The following is a 16,714-nucleotide window of genomic DNA, read 5'->3' as shown; positions in this document are numbered from 1 at the left end:
AAAAACCGACGCTCGTCGGTTATCTTCTATTAACTTTAATAGTAATAGAAAGTGGTGAGCGCAGGACGTATCTTCAAAGAGTGAACCTCTGACCGATCGGTTGGTGGTTTTATACTTTTAAGTATGAGGCAAATTTCAGGCATAAAAAAACCGACTCTCGTCGGTTACCTTTAAATAGAAAGTGGTGGGCGCAGGAGGATTCGAACCTCCGACCGCTCGGTTCGTAGCCGAGTACTCTATCCAGCTGAGCTATGCGCCCACATTCTATTTTGATTTTAAAGTCTTACTTTGACTGACGCATTAAGCTAATTAATAACAAAGCTTATTACGAATTTTAAAAATAAAAAAACCGACCATGTGTCGGGCTCTTTATAAATTAACACTAATAGAAAGTGGTGGGCGCAGGAGGATTCGAACCTCCGACCGCTCGGTTCGTAGCCGAGTACTCTATCCAGCTGAGCTATGCGCCCACATTCTATTTTGATTTTAATGTCTTCTCTGACATATTAGTATGCAATAACTAATATAACTCTCAGTAGTAAATAAAAAGTGGTGGGCGCAGGAGGATTCGAACCTCCGACCGCTCGGTTCGTAGCCGAGTACTCTATCCAGCTGAGCTATGCGCCCACTTTTTTATACTCTAATTCGAGTTTCTTACTAATAAGTAAATGATGGTGGGCGCAGGACGTATCTTCAAATAGTGAACCTCCGACCGCTTGGTTTACTAAACCAATCACTTTTACTTGCTTATTTAAACTCTAAGCAGAGTGTGTAAAAGATGGTGGGCGCAGGACGTATCTTCAAAGAGTGAACCTCCGACCGCTTGGTTTACTAAACCAATCACTTTTACTTGCTTATTTAAACTCTAAGCAGAGTGTGTAAAGGATGGTGGGCGCAGGAGGATTCGAACCTCCGACCGCTCGGTTCGTAGCCGAGTACTCTATCCAGCTGAGCTATGCGCCCATTCTTTACTTTACAAGATAACCATTTATAAAATAAATGGCGGAGAAGGAGGGATTCGAACCCTCGATAGAGCTACAAACCCTATACTCCCTTAGCAGGGGAGCGCCTTCGGCCACTCGGCCACCTCTCCGTCTTGTGGGGCGTATAATAAAGATTTCAGAAAATATGTCAAACACTTTTCTTGTTTAAAGTAACTGTATGGTTAGAGAACACCCATAACAGCCAAAAAAGAGTCAACTTTGTTTAATCGTTAATCAAATTAAGAGGTTTTAATATCAGCGGATACACCGAGAACAGGCACTAATTCGTCAGTTAATTGTTCGAGATATTGATCTTGGTAGCCTAATTGCTGAAATTCAGCAATACATGCTCGATAATAGGTTTCTCGTTGTAATTCAATACTGAGTACTTCAGAGGGTGAATCAGGTTTATTATCTTTCATATAAAATCCGTTTATATAAGTCCTTTAGATTGACGTGAGTTTAAAAAACCATGCTTTATGCTGTTTTTTCAGTCAATAGTTTAGCTAAATTTAGAAATAATGCTTGTTCATTTTGATGATTTTATATAATTAATTTTTATTTTCACATAATTCAATACGTTAAAATTAAAATTTTATTATTGCCAGTATAATTTCCATTGACGGGACCCGCTACAGACACAAAAACGCCGCTATTAAAGCGGCGTTTATAATATCAACTTAATCTAACATAGCATTAGTCAGCTTGTGGGCGCATATGCGGGAACAAGATAACATCTTTAATTGTTGATGAGTCAGTAAATAGCATCACTAAACGGTCGATACCAATCCCCTCACCTGCCGTAGGCGGAAGGCCATACTCTAGCGCGCGAATGTAATCTTCGTCGTAGTGCATTGCTTCATCATCGCCGGCGTCTTTTTCTTCCACTTGGCGAGTAAAGCGCTCAGCTTGATCTTGTGCATCATTAAGCTCAGAGAAACCATTTGCAAGCTCACGGCCACCAACAAAGAATTCAAAACGGTCAGTAACAAATGGGTTTTCATCGTTACGACGAGCAAGTGGTGATACTTCCCACGGGTAACCGGTGATGAAAGTCGGTTGAATAAGCATGTGCTCTGCTGTTTCTTCAAAGATTTCACATAAGAACTTACCTGGGCCCCACACACAATTTTCAGGAATTTTAACGTGCACTTGCTTTGCGTACGCTTTTAATTCGTCAAAGTGATTTTCTGGATCATTGAATACTGCAGCATCAAACTCAGGATTATATTTTAAAATCGCATCCGCCATACTTAAACGGGTAAACGGTTGGCCAAAGTCATACTCTACTGAGTCAACCACTTCGCCGTTCTCGTTTTTAGTCGTATTAACAACGATTGGGCTGCCCAATACGTTAGTCGCAACAGTACGCAACATGTCTTCGGTGATGTTCATCAGGTCGATGTAATCAGCGTAGGCTTGGTAGAATTCAATCATAGTGAATTCTGGGTTGTGACGCGTTGATAACCCTTCGTTACGGAAGTTACGGTTAATTTCAAATACGCGGTCAAAACCACCTACCACTAAACGTTTTAAGTAAAGCTCTGGTGCAATACGTAAGTACATATCGATATCAAGTGCATTGTGATGAGTCACGAATGGACGCGCAGATGCACCACCAGGGATAACCTGTAGCATTGGCGTTTCAACTTCCATAAAGTCACGATCTGCTAAGAAGCGACGAATACCTTCAACTACTTGTGAACGAATACGGAACGTTTCACGGGTTGCTTCATTAGTGATCAAATCAACATAACGTTGGCGGTATTTAGTTTCTTGATCAGATAAGCCATGGAATTTTTCAGGAAGTGGACGTAGTGACTTAGTCAGTAATTGATACTCTGTCATTTCTACGTATAAATCGCCTTTACCTGATTTATTAAGCGCGCCTTTAACACCAATGATATCGCCAGTGTCTAATTGACCGTATTTTTCTTTCAGATCTTTTTGGACATCTTTTGATGCATACGCTTGCACACGACCTTTCATGTCTTGAATTACAAAGAATGGTCCGCGTTTAGCTAGGATACGACCCGCGATAGACACAACATGGTTAAGCTCTACTAATTCTTCTTTACTCTTATCACCAAACTCGGCCTGTAAGTCTGCCGTGTAATGCTCACGACGGAATTGATTTGGATGACCGTTAGCAGGGCAATTGGCGCGAATAGCGTCTAATTTGCCACGACGCTCAGCGATTAACTTATTTTCGTCTTGGATTTGATCAGTCATTTTTTAGCTCTTTTTTAGCTTGGTGGTTATAGGCCAGATTTTAAGCTGGCTTCAATAAATTTATCTAAATTGCCGTCAAGTACCGATTGGGTATTACGGTTTTCAACGCCGGTACGTAAATCTTTAATGCGCGCATCATCAAGTACGTATGAACGTATTTGACTGCCCCAGCCGATGTCAGATTTGGCATCTTCTTGGGTTTGCTTTTCAGCATTTTGCTGCTGTAGCTCAAGCTCAAATAACTTCGCTTTTAACTGCTTCATCGCTTGTGCTTTATTTTTATGTTGAGAGCGTTCGTTCTGACACTGCACTACCGTATTTGTCGGTACGTGGGTAATACGTACCGCAGATTCTGTGGTATTTACGTGCTGACCACCCGCGCCTGATGCACGGTATACGTCGATACGTAAATCAGCCGGATTAATATCAATCTCAATATTATCGTCAACTTCTGGATAAACAAATGCAGAAGCAAACGAGGTATGACGACGGCCACTTGAATCAAATGGGCTTTTACGTACTAAACGATGAACCCCAGTTTCTGTACGTAACCAGCCATACGCGTATTCACCAACAAAGCGCACGGTTGCGCCTTTAATACCGGCAACATCACCGTCAGTGGCCTCTACCAGTTCAACTTTAAAGCCTTTGGCTTCACCCCAGCGTAAATACATGCGTAATAACATGTTACACCAGTCTTGAGCTTCTGTACCGCCTGAGCCTGATTGTAAATCAAGGTAAGCATCATTTGCGTCATGTGCGCCAGAGAACATGCGACGAAATTCTAAACCTTCAAGCTGTTCGTTTAGGTCTGTCAGTTCGCTTTGTGCTTCATTGAAGGTCTCTTCATCTTCTGCTTCAACTGCAAGTTCAAGCAACCCTTCAACATCGTCAGTACCAGTTACTAGATTATCGATAGTTTCAACAACCGCTTCTAATGCTGACTTTTCACGACCTAGTGCTTGTGCTCGCTCGGGCTCATTCCATACGGCTGAATCTTCAAGTTCGGCGTTAACTTCTTCTAAACGTTCTTGTTTAAGAGCGTAGTCAAAGGTACCCCCGAAGCAGTTCAGTACGTTCGCGAATTTCCTTGATTTGATTAATCACAGGATTCACTTCAAACATGTACATTACTCCAAAATGGCTGGTTTACGCGGCTAATCGCCAGGTAAAATTATGCTAATAATTATTTAAATTTCACTTTAAATAATAAAACGCCCGATTTTAACAAAAAACCGTGCGTTTTATTAGTACTTTATGCATCGATAATAGATATTTTTTAAGCTACTTTTTGCAGCTCACGGACAATTAACTGTAATGAAAATTTACCTCTAAACTCATTGATATCGAGCTGATAGGCCAATTTCACCAAGCGCGCTTCAGTATCAGGCCACTCGCGCACATCAATACCGAAGGCAATAGCATCAACCAAACGCCCTGAACGGTGTTTTAATACCAGCTTTAAGTGCTTTTCACCAACAATGCGCTGCTGTACGAGTTCAAAAGTGTGTTCAAACACGGGTTCTGGAAATTGCTGCCCCCATGGCCCTGCTTGTTTGAGTACATTTGCAAACTCCATGCTAAAGCAGTCATCAGCAAGCTCGCCATCGGTTAAGATAATACAGCGTTTATGCTCTTCACTTAACTGCCCACTTACCGCCTGCTCAAACTCACGTTTAAACTCACTAAAGTGCTGCTCATTAATGCTCAGACCGGCCGCCATAGCATGACCACCAAATTTACTGATCAAATGTGGATGCAAGGTATTTAAGCGCTCAAGCAAGTCACGCATGTGCAAGCCTTCAATCGAGCGGCAAGAGCCCTTTATTTCACCGTTGTCGCCACCAGCAAAAATTACTGTTGGGCGGTGGTATTTCTCTTTTAAACGTCCCGCTAAAATACCGATCACACCTTGATGCCAGTCTTCTTGATATAAACAGATAGCATCCGGTGTTTGCTCATCGCTAAAAGCGAGCTTATCTAGCACGGCTTGTGCTTCAAGTTGCATGCCCTGCTCTATCTCTCGACGCTCATGGTTTAAACTATCCAGCTCAGCGGCTATGCGTCGCGCTTGATTGATATCAGTAGCTAGTAAGCAAGCTATGCCTAAACTCATATCATCTAAACGTCCTGCGGCATTTAAGCGTGGTGCAAGCGAAAAACCAAAATCACTGGCGCTTAAACGCGCTGCGTTACGATTAGCGACCTCAATCAGCGCTGTAATACCTGGGCGTGTTTTGCCGCTACGAATTCGCGCTAAACCTTGGTGAACTAAGGTGCGATTATTGGCATCCAGTGCCACCACATCAGCAACCGTACCTAGCGCTACAATATCAAGCAGATCGGCTAAGTTAGGCGGTGGTTGCTGCGCAAAATGACCAACATCACGCAATGCACTTCTAAGCGCAATCAATAAATAAAATGCAACCCCGACTCCTGCGATTGATTTTGATGGAAACTCACAATCATGGCGATTAGGGTTAACGATAGCGTCAGCATTGGGTAGTTGTTCGCCTTGCAAGTGATGATCGGTAACCAGCACTTTAATGCCCGCGGCTTTTACAATTGCGATGCCAGCAATACAGGAAATACCATTATCAACAGTGATCACTAGATCTGGTGCCATAGTGACTATTTGCTCGGCCAACGCGGGACTTAAACCATAGCCTAAGCTGAATCTGTCTGGCACTAAATAGTCTAAATGAGCAAAACCAAACATCGCTAAGCCTTGCATTAAGGTAGCGGTGCTGGTTGCGCCATCGGCATCAAAATCACCCACGATCAGCACTTTACTTTGCGCTCGCAGAGCATGTTGAAGTAAAGCGGTGGCTTTATCTATGTCTTTAAATAATTTGAAGTCATGTAAAGTGGCTGCGCTATTATTTAGCTCATCGGCATGATTAACTTGGCGGCTGGCATAAATTTGTTTAATAACAGGGTGCAAATAACTTGGCAGGTGTGAATCATCATGATGATCACGAGCAACAATTAATTTTTTCATGCAGGCGCGGTACTTTTAGATTAAGGAATAAAGACAAAAAAAGGCCTTAACGGCCTTTTTATAAAAAGCATAATACTATGACGATTTATTAGCGTCCAACGCAGCAGCTAATGCGGCCGCAGGCTGATAACCTGGGATCATCGTACCATCTTCTAAAATAATTGCTGGTGTACCGCTAATGCCAAAACTTTGGCCAAGCTGATAATGTTCTGCAACTGGGGCATGACAACCGGCCATTACTTTTGTATCAGCGCCCGATTTTGCTGCTGTCATTGCTTCTTGTTGATCTTTAGCACACCAAACATTCATTAGATCTGCATAGCCTGAGCCTTGTAAACCACCACGTGGAAACGCTAAATACTTAACGGTAATACCCGCATCAAGTAAATCATCAAGCTCGCGGTGTAACTTACGGCAATAACCACAGCTAATATCAGTAAACACAGTTATGCTATGTTTCTCATTTTTAGCTTTGTAAACAATCATTGAGTCTTCGTATTGCGCTAGGCCTTCTTTACGAACGCCATTAAGCGCTTGCTCGGTTAGATTGTTACGGTTATTTAAATCAATCAAGGTGCCTTGCATTAAGTATTGACCATCTGCGCTTGCATACAGCACGCCTTTATCAGTGATCAACTCTTTTAAACCAGCCACTGGGCTTGGGCTAATTTGCTTAACAGTAACACCTAGCTCTGCAAACTTAGTCACGATTGGATCGTTGGCATCAGGAATGGCTGCAACGCCATTGGCAAACGCACTTATACTGGTGCCTAATATCGCACCGGCTAATACTAACTTTTTCATAATGTTCTCTTATATCCTGATAATTCTTAACTACTCAGACCGCCGAAGTACGAAAAAATTCTCACTAAGCGCGCGGATGATGTTGTTGATGTACCAATTTTAACCGTTCATTAGCTACATGGGTATAAATTTGTGTGGTTGATAAATCACTATGCCCTAACATCATCTGTACAACCCTTAGGTCAGCACCATGATTTAGTAAGTGTGTTGCGAACGCATGGCGCAACGTATGGGGCGATAAAGGCGATTCAACTGCTGCCAAAATAGCATAGTGTTTAATACGATGCCAAAAAGTTTGTCGAGTCATACCGACTCCACGCTTTGACGGAAACACAAAATCAGTGGCATGTTTGATCATTTGCGCGCGCCCCACTTTTAAAAATTGCTCGAGCCAATACATAGCCTCTTCGCCAAGCGGCACCAAACGCTCTTTATTACCTTTACCTTTAACAAACACCACTGCTTGGCGCAAATTAATTTGTTCAATACGCAACCCAACTAACTCGCTAACCCGTAAACCCGTTGCATATAATAGCTCTAACATAGCTTTGTCTCGCAAGCCCATCGGCTCTTCAACATTAGGCGCCGCCAAAAGTGCTTCTACTTCATTTTCTGACAACGTTTTCGGCAATGATAGGCCCGCTTTAGGCTGAGCAATATTTACCATTGGCGAATCAGTAATGTGTTTTTCACGTACAAAGTATTGGTAAAAGCGCTTTAACGCGCTAATACTGCGCGCCGTACTGCGAGGCTTTAAACCTAAATCAACACGATGCGCTAAATAGCTTTCAATATCTTGGCCACTGACGGTGAGCAAATCTTGACCTTTTAAAAAGTGGCAAAATTTATCCAAGTCGCTGCGATACGCAGATAAAGTGTTATCGCTTACGTGTTGTTCTAAATAGAGGTTATCTAAAAAAGATTCAAGATAATCACTATTACCGAGTAGTTCGTCGTGATCTGTAATGGCTGAGTCTAATGACTCATGATCAGGTAACGTGGTCACAGTTATTCTCATAGTTATCAAGGTATCAATTAATAATACCTTACGGTAAACTTCAGCCTATCATATCAGGCAAATACACAGTGATAAATACGATGCAAATTGGTTTATTTTATGGTTCTACCACATGCTATACAGAAATAGCAGCAGAAAAAATTCGCGATATTATCGGTCAAGACATTGTCAGCCTGCATAACATCAAAGATGAACCATTAAAAAATGCAGAAAATTACGACTTTATCATCTTTGGTATCTCCACATGGGATTTTGGCGAGTTACAAGAAGATTGGGAGTCGATTTGGGACGACATTAAAGATGTTGATCTCAATGGCAAAACCATCGCTTTATTTGGCATGGGCGATCAACAAGGTTATGGTCAATGGTTTCAAGATGCACTTGGTATGTTACATGATGAAATAAGTAGCCAACAATATACTTTATTAGGATTGTGGCCGAACGACAGCACGTATGAGTTTGAAGCCTCTAAGGCACTCACCGAAGATGGCAAACACTTCGTTGGTTTAGCCCTTGATGAAGACAGCCAATACGAACACAGTGATGAGCGTATCGCTAACTGGGTTGAACAGATCATGACTGAGTACAGCGAGACATTATAAATCTCGCTGCGTAACACTGATACCCAAACCGCCTCAAAATGCAGAGCTTACGGTTTCATAAGGGCTTAATATCAAGGTGTTGCTTTGCAACAGTGGCAATTCTATTTAAGAAACAACAACTAATTACTAAGTTTATATCCAACGGTACGCTATAAACTTTATCCAAGCTGCTTGTTTAAAATGCTATTAATAACTTACTCTGCTTCTAAACAGCTCAGTTATCCCTCAAAAATAAATCAGCGGCCTTTTAGGTCGCTGATTCATTTCCAACTCAATAGCTTACAAGCCAAATACCACTTTTTCACTTTTCAGCATACGCGCGCTTAAAAAACTAAAGGCTGCACATAATACCAGTGTGATCACTGTTGATAGCAGTAACTGCGGGATAGGAATGGGATTACCTTTAATAAATTCCATTAATGCAAACTGCTGTGCTGCTATCGGCAACCACTGCACCTTATCTGTCGCAATATCATAAGTAGTTATCATGCTTAACGCCATTGGGATAAATAACACCATAGTGACGTAAGATTGCGCTTCTTTAAATGACTTAGCCATAAAAGACACAAACACTTGTAAGCTTGCCGACATCAACGCGATAGGTAGGCATATTGCGATACTAAATAACATAAACGCAGGGGTAATAGTGATGCTAAAGCCCATTTGCTGCCACGGCACCATTGCATACGAAAACTTAGAGACAACTAAAATTACCACTAAACCTAACATCGAAAACGTGGTGATAGCGCCTATTTTAGCAAGCACAATATGTAAACTATGTAATGGATGACTCAACAATAACGATAAAGAATTACGCTCTCGCTCACCCGCACTGGTATCAATTGCCAAATTCATCGCCGCGTAAAATAAAGCTAAAATAAGTGTTAATACGACAATACCCAAAATCATGCCACCTTTTGAATCAGGTGTAGCTTGATCATGTACTTCAATCGCGATTGCACGCATCAAACTCGGATCCACACCACGAGAGACTAATCTCAGGCTCGCTATTTCAGAGCTGTACAATGCTATTGCTTTTTCAACTTGGTTGATATGTTTACGCAACTTATCATCAGATTTATCTGCAATTAGCGTTACCGTAGCTGGGCGCCCTTCGCTCATTTTTTGTTGATAGTCATCACTGATTGATAAAGTAATATCTTTACGCTCATTAGCATCAGTACTGGCAAAAATATCACGACTATTAAGGTGAGCAATAAGTCCTGGTGCACTATCGCTATTTTCAATATTAATTTTTAGTGCTTCAGGCGATGCTAATTGCTGTAGCAAAACACTCATTAATAAGCACACACCAATTGGTGCACCTATCGCATAATACAGCCCCGCCATTATCGAGCGTTTATCACGGCTGGCATCCATCACTTCTTTTTTAAATAACACTGTTAATAAATTAATCATGCTGCAATCCCCTCATCACTACCAATTAAGGCGACAAATGCTTCTTCTAATGTCTCTTTACCTGCATGTTCACACAGCTCAGCCACTGAACCTTGTGCAATCACTTGACCATTGGCCATGATCACCACGTGATCACATAACGCTGCAACTTCTTGCATAACATGCGATGAAAATAACACGCAGTGCCCTTGCGCCTTTAATAACAGCAACAGCTCTCTTAATATGCGGGTACTCATTACATCAAGCCCACGGGTTGGTTCATCTAAAATAATGTTTGATGGGTTATGAACCACGGCTTGTGCTAAGGCGGTTTTCATCCGTTGGCCTTGCGAAAAGCCTTGGCAACGGCGATCGGCAATATCATTCATAGCTAATTTATTTATCACATCTATTGTCGCTTGTTTTGCATCACTGGCATTGAGACCACTGAGCTGGGCAAAAAAAGTAATGTATTCCCTTGGTGTTAATCGCTCATACAAGCCGCACGGATCAGGAAACAATCCTAGTTTTTGCTTTGCTACCATCGGCTCTTTGGCAACATCAATGCCGTCAATTTCAGCATTTCCGCTATCAGCCTTTAACAATCCAAATACGGTGCGTAAACAAGTGGTTTTACCTGCGCCATTTGGCCCTAGGAGGCCAGTTATCTTGCCGTCCTGTGCAGTAAAACTTAAACCATTTAGCGCATTAACATCGCCAATCTTCTTATTTAGGTTGGTTACTTTAATCATCACTTACTCCTTGTTAGCTGCATCAGCTGGGTGGCTATTGGCAACGGCTACGCCGTTAATATTCATAAAAAACGGTTTGTCATTTGCATCATTAATACAGGTTTTGTCAATGTCTTGCATACTTTGCTGGTCGATAAACTTGGCAATGATTTTCGGCGCACAGGTTTGTGAGCCAATGCCATGGGTGGCAGTCGGTGCAACTAAGTGGGTGGCATTTGTCATCTCAACCATCGCAAGCTCGGCCCAACTTGCAGGTGTAGCAGGATCGCGTCCACCAGAAAGAAGTAACGTTGGCGTACTGGTTTTTAGCGGCTGATAAAATGTTTCGTCAACGGCTTTTACATTCAGAATTGGGCACGCTATATCCAACCCCGCAATCATTGCTTTGCCCATATAAGTTTTACTGTACTGAGCGCGGGTTTGCGTTGTTAAGCGTGGCCAATCTTCACCACAAACGATGGCGTTATGCATACCCATTGCTAAAGATTGTGTTAAATCAACATTCGCCATCATGCCAGCCAATGGTGAATAGTCACCCCTTAGTGCTTTTTCAATAACCATTGGTACAATCGCACGTTGTGCATGGCCGTAAAGCGCAAATCGTATCGCACTGTAAAGCTTCATTTTAGTGATTGTAAAATCAATAAGGTCATTGGTGCGTGGGTGTCTAACCTGTGTTTGTACAGGCTGTTGTTCAAGCCTCGTAAGCAATGAATTAAAGTTATTTGCTAAGTTAGGGTATTGGGCTGCGCATAAAGCATCAGTTTCGCAGCGCTTGAATAATGCAGCCAGTGAACCATCAACCGCTCCGCCTATGGCAGCCAGACTTTGCTGCATTGGCACAACGCCATCTAAGGTACTCGTTAAAACAGCATTAGGAAATTGGCGCATGTATTCTTGCGCTATACGTGTGCCGTATGACACCCCATATAAATGAAAGCCTTTATAACCAAGAGCAACACGCACAGCTTCAAAATCCTTTGCCGCAACAGGCGTAGTAAAATTGCTCAAATCAATATTGAGCTTTGCTTTACATTTTTGCGTATCTTCTGCTCCCATGGCTTGAAGATCGGCAATCACATCATTAAAAGCAAACTGGGTTTTTAGGTCATCACTTTCACATTGCAATTGATGTGAATAACCCGTGCCACGCTGGTCAACCAAGACTATGTCACGAGTTTCGCGAGCAAAACGTAAGTTATGGTCAAATATTCTCGCTAAATCTATAGCCCCTTGTCCCGGGCCACCGGCAAAACCAAGTACCGCTTCATCAGGATGACTGGGCTTGATTGCAGGTATAACTGCAAAGTGGATATCAATCTCCCCTTCGCTTGGATCATCTGACAATGGTTGAGCAATACTGCCACACATCAATCGATCAGACAGCCCTTCCATATAGCATGGCGTCAGTTTTGGTTGGTTATTTTGATTATTTTCTGCGTATGACGCAGTTGATGCAACCATTAAAATTGGCATCATCACTTTAATTATCAGTCTATTAAAACAATTTGATATGCTTTTCATCACTTTTCCCTTGTTTGCATTTTACACTTAATGTGATAACTTATTACTTAGTGTATCGGTGTATTGATGTATTAATACAGTAGAGAGAGTAATGCTAGAATTTATTAATGTCAACCCCAATAGTGGCGATCCCATTTATAAGCAATTACATGAACAAATTGTGCGTTTAATTGTAGGTGAGCAAATAGCTGCAGGTGAAGAGCTTCCGTCCGTGAGAAAAATAGCGGATCACTTTGCTGTTAATCCTATGACAGTTTCCAGAGCGATTGGTCAATTAGTGGATCAAGGTTGGTTAGAACGACGCCGTGGCCAAGCAACCCGTGTCGCACAAAAAACAGCGCAACAAACCGATCAACAAGAGAGCTTACTTTTTAAAGCTATCGATCAACTTATTCAGCAAGCCAAACAACTCGATGTGCCACAACCGACTTTAACCGAACTAATAAAAAAACGGTGGGAATTATAACAATGACACAACCACTTCTTAGCTATAAAAATGTCTCTAAACATTACAACCAACGTCTGATATTAAACAACATCACCCTTAATGTTGAGCCTGGCATGGTGATTGGTTTATTAGGTAAAAATGGTGCAGGTAAAACAACCTTATTACGTAGCGCGCTGGGTTTAGTAAAGCCTGATGAGGGTGAAGTACAAGCATTAGGTGAATTAAGTCATCAATTAAGTGCCAGCAGTAAACAAAAAATTGGTTATGTCGCCCAGCAAACGTTTGGTTATGAAGGTTTTAAAATTGCTGACGCTTTGGCATTACATCGCAGTTTTTACCCAAATTGGGATATGCAATTAGAAGCAAAATGGCTCGCGCGCTTTGAATTGAATAGCAAGGATGCGATTAATGATCTCTCAATCGGCCAGCGTCAAACTTTAGCCCTTATTATGGCCATGGCCTACAGACCCCAGCTACTTATTTTAGACGAGCCGGTGGCGAGCTTAGACCCAATTGCTAGACGCGAATTTATGAGTGATCTTTTCGATTTAGCAATAGATTCGGGCTCCGGAATTTTATTTTCATCACATATCACCTCTGACATAGAGCGCGTCGCCAGCCACATTGCACTTATAAAACAAGGCGAGTTACTTTTACTCGACGAATTAGATGTCATTCGCGACACCGTTAGAAAAGTCAGCTTTAAAGAGTCGACGATTGATCTCAGTGCATACAAGGTACTTAACAGGCAGCAAAATTGTGCCATTATTTATGGCTATACAGGTGAAACTGTTGTTGGTGCTCTAGCAATCAATACACTGTCTCTTGAACAGCTGTTTGTGGAGTTACATGGATGATGCAAGCCAGTAAATGTCCATGGTATCAAGGTGCTGTCAGTTTTTGGTTAAAAGACGTCGGCTGTGCCAGTTATTTCATCGCTGCAATTATAACGACATTACTATGCCTTATAGCTACAGGTATTGAAGATCTGATCGGACTAATGATCATGTTTTCAATTATTTGTATGTACAGCGCGATAGCTTGGCAAAGTATTCGCTTGCAAGCCACTGAATGGCAGAGTTTAGTTGTTGGTTACCGTAAACATGTGATGTTTCAAGGTAAAGTATTCATTATATTGAGTAACTTAATTTCTATCTTGAGTATCATAATTGCGGGCAATATCAATCTATTAGCAACGCTCACGATGGCCAATCTTGTTGGCATTATTATCTGGTTTTTAAATCGCTCATTCAGCCATTTATTTACCTCTGTTTGCTATTTCAGCTTCTTTATAGCTACGTTAGTGTGTGTGCTTATTGAGCAACTGCCAGTTTGGCTAATACCCGTTAACGTCGTTGCTTTTATTGCTATCGTGTTATTTCATAAAAGCTTTACATCTGCGTACAAATGGCGCCCCGATTCATTACTAAATTATCGTAATGGTCTGCAATCTGGTTGGTCGCCAGTTCCCAGTGGTTTTTTATCAAATTACGGCAGCTCAATTAATAAAGGGTTATTCCCTCTTAGCTACTTTGTTGGCTCTGGACTCTCTCAATACCTTATTTTAATTACACTTTTATGTTTTTTCGGTGTAGTGGCGAATCTATTTTATAATATCACTGAGCAGGCCATTTTTGTTTTAACGCTGAATTTATTCGCGATTGTTACATTAAGTTTATGGAGCAAAGTACAAAAGCAAAACTCATGGGAGCTGTTATTTACCCTACCAATTTACAACACTAGCTACAGCGCAAAAGTCGCACTTAGTTACAGTGTTTTAAAATTAGCAGCACTCGTAGCTTTACTGTGTTTTAGCACAGCAGCTGCGCTTACTCTTGCTAACCAAGAGTTGTTACTAATTAATGCTTTAAGTTACTCGTTAGCCTGTGCTGCTGGTTTACTACTTAGCTTTGCGATCGGTAATATTTGCAAAAACATAAACTTACTAAGTGTAATTTTATGCTTAACGTTTGGATTAAATATGGGCCTAGCAAACTATATGTTTGACCACGGTGATAGCTTAACTCTGCTTGTATTAATGAGTCTCTATGCGACAGCTATGGCGGGAGCAAATCACTTAACCGCTAGGTACTTATAATAATTAAGGCCAATCATTGAATTGAACTTCGTCGTTAATAAAGTTTAGCGCATGTGATTGGCGCCCAGCCCATTTAAAAGTATTTGCCCATGGTAGCTCTAGCAGTTGAAGAATAAACTCATAAACAGCACTTTGAATTATCGAAAAACGATAATTTTTTATTGTTTAAAGTTCATTTTAATGGCATCTTAGTTTTTTAACTTAAAGGAACTAAAATGAAAGCTCTCTGTTTAAACCTCGTGCTATCGATGACCCTGTTGATCCTAACGGCATGTACAACAATAGAAGTTAAGGAGTCACACTTTATTAAACCAGATCAGGGGATTGATCTAACCACACTCCAGAATATTAATAATACAGCAAATTTAAACCCTATTGAGATTACAGCGTTTGATGGCATTAAACTTCGCGGAACTCTTATAACCGTCGCAAACGCTAAAGCCACTATAGTCTACTTTGGGGGAAATCAGTTCAGAGTTGATATTGCTGCAAAACAACCCTTAGAGGCACTATTGCCACTACAAACAAATATAGTGATGTTTGATCATCGTGGCTATGGAAAAAGTGATGGCTCACCTACCGTTAGTAACCTAAAGCAAGATGCACTTAGTATATTTGATTACGTAAAACAGAATCCTCGCATTAACAACAAACCAATTATTTTGCATGGACACTCTTTAGGAAGCGTAATAGCAGGCTATGTCACAACGAAAAGAAACATTGATGGCTTAGTACTCGAAGGCAGTATTACTAATATTCAAGAAATGACCGACACTAGAGTTCCTTGGTACGCAAAACCTTTTATCACTATTAACTACTCTGATGGCTTACTTGAGTTTGATAACCTTAAAATTGTAAAACAATATAAATCACCGCTGCTAATTATAACGGGTGAAAATGATACACAAACACCAATATCATTGGCAAAGTCTTTATTCAAACATGCTGCATCCAGTCAAAAGCAATTATATATCGCATCTGGAAAACACCATGGCGATACGCTAAATGGAACTGAATTAAAGCCTCATTATGAGGTATTATTAACTCAATTAACGTCAAGCAGCTTATAACAATGAAGAAAATAATTTGGATGAGCAATATCATTTTAACCTTACTATTACTCAGCTTATTCACTATATTGATCACCCTAAGTATGGTGTTATTCACTAGCTCAGAGCTAAATTTAGGCGTCGAAGGTAGCGCTCATATGTGGATAGGTCTTGAAGTCAATGGCTCATGGAGCAACGCAGCTAAACAATTAACAGAAAATCACTATAATGCTTTAGTTTGGCTCGGTTTAATCCAAGTCCTGCCATTTATCATAATAAATATTATTTTACTTCGTTTGTTTTCGCTTTATCGCAAGGGACTGTTTTTTAGCGCTAAAAACATTCGTTGCTTCACATGGCTCGGTGGTGTGTTACTTCTACAATTTGTGATTACTGCCATTTATCCTGCTTTGCTTGTGACCTTAATCAATACTATAACGAGCGACGAGCTTACCCGTATTATATTCATCAGCGATACCGACATTATAGGGTTACTCGCTGGGCTTATAATTTACGTAATAGCATGGGTAATGAAACAAGCACACCAATTACAACAAGAACAAGAGCTTGTGATTTAATGCCGATAATAATAGATTTAGATGTCATGCTAGCAACACGTAAAATGAAATCAAGCGAGCTGGCTGAAGCCATTGGTATTACACCACAGAATTTATCAGTATTAAAAGCTGGCAGAGCGAAGGCTGTGCGCTTTAGTACCCTTGATGCCATATGTAAGCATCTAGAGTGTCAACCAGGCGATATACTTAGGTATATTGAAGAGGATAACGAATAAAAAACGGCCATT

The 16,714-nt window shown here is 41.1% G+C and carries 16 protein-coding genes and 5 tRNA genes; 7 read left to right on the top strand and 14 right to left on the bottom strand.

Features of this window, described 5'->3' with window-relative positions:
• Nucleotides 1–182: 182 nt before the first annotated feature.
• The 11 genes from H5180_RS07005 to xerD form a co-directional block, all read right to left on the bottom strand.
• Nucleotides 183–259: transfer RNA gene (locus H5180_RS07005), tRNA-Arg, on the bottom strand.
• A 134-nt stretch (nucleotides 260–393) separates the two neighbouring features.
• Nucleotides 394–470: transfer RNA gene (locus tag H5180_RS07000), tRNA-Arg, on the bottom strand.
• Between the two features lie 80 nt (nucleotides 471–550).
• A tRNA-Arg gene (locus tag H5180_RS06995) sits at nucleotides 551–627 on the bottom strand.
• 259 nt (nucleotides 628–886) lie between these two features.
• Nucleotides 887–963: transfer RNA gene (locus tag H5180_RS06990), tRNA-Arg, on the bottom strand.
• A 37-nt stretch (nucleotides 964–1,000) separates the two neighbouring features.
• Nucleotides 1,001–1,093 (bottom strand) — tRNA-Ser (locus H5180_RS06985).
• Between the two features lie 129 nt (nucleotides 1,094–1,222).
• The gene (locus H5180_RS06980; RefSeq protein ID WP_145240843.1) at nucleotides 1,223–1,405 is read right to left on the bottom strand and encodes a hypothetical protein; all 183 of its coding nucleotides are present in this window, start codon (nucleotides 1,403–1,405) and stop codon (nucleotides 1,223–1,225) included.
• 274 nt (nucleotides 1,406–1,679) lie between these two features.
• Complete coding sequence (lysS, locus tag H5180_RS06975; RefSeq protein WP_182718004.1) at nucleotides 1,680–3,215, bottom strand: lysine--tRNA ligase; 1,536 nt, start codon at nucleotides 3,213–3,215, stop codon at nucleotides 1,680–1,682.
• A 26-nt stretch (nucleotides 3,216–3,241) separates the two neighbouring features.
• Nucleotides 3,242–4,340, bottom strand: a protein-coding gene (gene prfB / locus H5180_RS06970; RefSeq protein WP_145240838.1) for a peptide chain release factor 2 whose coding sequence is annotated in 2 segments (ribosomal slippage) — nucleotides 3,242–4,264 and nucleotides 4,266–4,340 — 1,098 coding nt in all. Because the reading frame shifts where the segments join, the coding sequence is not laid out codon by codon here.
• A 154-nt stretch (nucleotides 4,341–4,494) separates the two neighbouring features.
• Nucleotides 4,495–6,216: a single-stranded-DNA-specific exonuclease RecJ gene (recJ, locus tag H5180_RS06965; RefSeq protein WP_182731152.1), complete on the bottom strand. Its 1,722-nt coding sequence runs from the start codon at nucleotides 6,214–6,216 to the stop codon at nucleotides 4,495–4,497.
• A gap of 75 nt (nucleotides 6,217–6,291) precedes the next feature.
• Entirely contained in the window at nucleotides 6,292–7,020 is a 729-nt protein-coding gene (gene dsbC, locus H5180_RS06960; protein WP_182731151.1) for a bifunctional protein-disulfide isomerase/oxidoreductase DsbC, read from the bottom strand.
• Nucleotides 7,021–7,084: 64 nt separating this feature from the next.
• Complete coding sequence (gene xerD, locus H5180_RS06955; RefSeq protein ID WP_220491296.1) at nucleotides 7,085–8,038, bottom strand: site-specific tyrosine recombinase XerD; 954 nt, start codon at nucleotides 8,036–8,038, stop codon at nucleotides 7,085–7,087.
• Between the two features lie 80 nt (nucleotides 8,039–8,118).
• Here xerD and fldB point away from each other — a divergent pair, with 80 nt between their 5' ends.
• Entirely contained in the window at nucleotides 8,119–8,640 is a 522-nt protein-coding gene (gene fldB, locus H5180_RS06950; RefSeq protein WP_149981789.1) for a flavodoxin FldB, read from the top strand.
• Nucleotides 8,641–8,919: 279 nt separating this feature from the next.
• Here the strand turns inward: fldB and H5180_RS06945 are convergent, their stop codons facing one another.
• Genes H5180_RS06945 through H5180_RS06935 form a run of 3 tightly spaced genes read right to left on the bottom strand, consistent with a single transcriptional unit; the run spans nucleotide 8,920 to nucleotide 12,314 of the window.
• Complete coding sequence (locus H5180_RS06945; RefSeq protein WP_182757967.1) at nucleotides 8,920–10,059, bottom strand: ABC transporter permease; 1,140 nt, start codon at nucleotides 10,057–10,059, stop codon at nucleotides 8,920–8,922.
• Nucleotides 10,056–10,790 (bottom strand): ATP-binding cassette domain-containing protein, encoded by a 735-nt coding sequence (locus H5180_RS06940; RefSeq protein WP_145240830.1) that lies wholly within the window; start codon nucleotides 10,788–10,790, stop codon nucleotides 10,056–10,058. The genes H5180_RS06945 and H5180_RS06940 overlap by 4 nt, the downstream gene beginning before the upstream one ends.
• A gap of 3 nt (nucleotides 10,791–10,793) precedes the next feature.
• Nucleotides 10,794–12,314, bottom strand: coding sequence for an alpha/beta hydrolase (locus H5180_RS06935; protein ID WP_182731149.1), 1,521 nt, complete (start codon nucleotides 12,312–12,314; stop codon nucleotides 10,794–10,796).
• A gap of 91 nt (nucleotides 12,315–12,405) precedes the next feature.
• Here H5180_RS06935 and H5180_RS06930 point away from each other — a divergent pair, with 91 nt between their 5' ends.
• The 6 genes from H5180_RS06930 to H5180_RS06905 all read left to right on the top strand — a co-directional run bounded on the left by H5180_RS06930 (nucleotide 12,406) and on the right by H5180_RS06905 (nucleotide 16,702).
• Complete coding sequence (locus H5180_RS06930; RefSeq protein WP_145240826.1) at nucleotides 12,406–12,780, top strand: GntR family transcriptional regulator; 375 nt, start codon at nucleotides 12,406–12,408, stop codon at nucleotides 12,778–12,780.
• 2 nt (nucleotides 12,781–12,782) lie between these two features.
• A complete protein-coding gene (locus tag H5180_RS06925) occupies nucleotides 12,783–13,619 on the top strand; it encodes an ABC transporter ATP-binding protein (RefSeq protein ID WP_145240824.1) in 837 nt (278 codons plus the stop codon).
• The gene (locus tag H5180_RS06920; RefSeq protein ID WP_145240822.1) at nucleotides 13,616–14,860 is read left to right on the top strand and encodes a hypothetical protein; all 1,245 of its coding nucleotides are present in this window, start codon (nucleotides 13,616–13,618) and stop codon (nucleotides 14,858–14,860) included. The genes H5180_RS06925 and H5180_RS06920 overlap by 4 nt, the downstream gene beginning before the upstream one ends.
• Before the next feature lie 215 nt (nucleotides 14,861–15,075).
• On the top strand, nucleotides 15,076–15,930 hold the full coding sequence (locus H5180_RS06915; protein ID WP_145240820.1) for an alpha/beta hydrolase: 855 nt from the start codon (nucleotides 15,076–15,078) through the stop codon (nucleotides 15,928–15,930).
• A gap of 2 nt (nucleotides 15,931–15,932) precedes the next feature.
• Nucleotides 15,933–16,487 (top strand): DUF2975 domain-containing protein, encoded by a 555-nt coding sequence (locus tag H5180_RS06910; protein WP_145240818.1) that lies wholly within the window; start codon nucleotides 15,933–15,935, stop codon nucleotides 16,485–16,487.
• Entirely contained in the window at nucleotides 16,487–16,702 is a 216-nt protein-coding gene (locus H5180_RS06905) for a helix-turn-helix transcriptional regulator (RefSeq protein ID WP_145240816.1), read from the top strand. Before H5180_RS06910 ends, H5180_RS06905 begins: the two co-directional genes overlap by 1 nt.
• The last annotated feature ends 12 nt before the right edge of the window (nucleotides 16,703–16,714 follow it).

The organism is Pseudoalteromonas sp. SR41-4, from assembly GCF_014163985.1.
GTDB lineage: Bacteria > Pseudomonadota > Gammaproteobacteria > Enterobacterales > Alteromonadaceae > Pseudoalteromonas > Pseudoalteromonas rhizosphaerae.
Note: the sequence above shows the minus strand (reverse complement) of the source record. Positions and strands in the feature narration are given on the sequence as shown.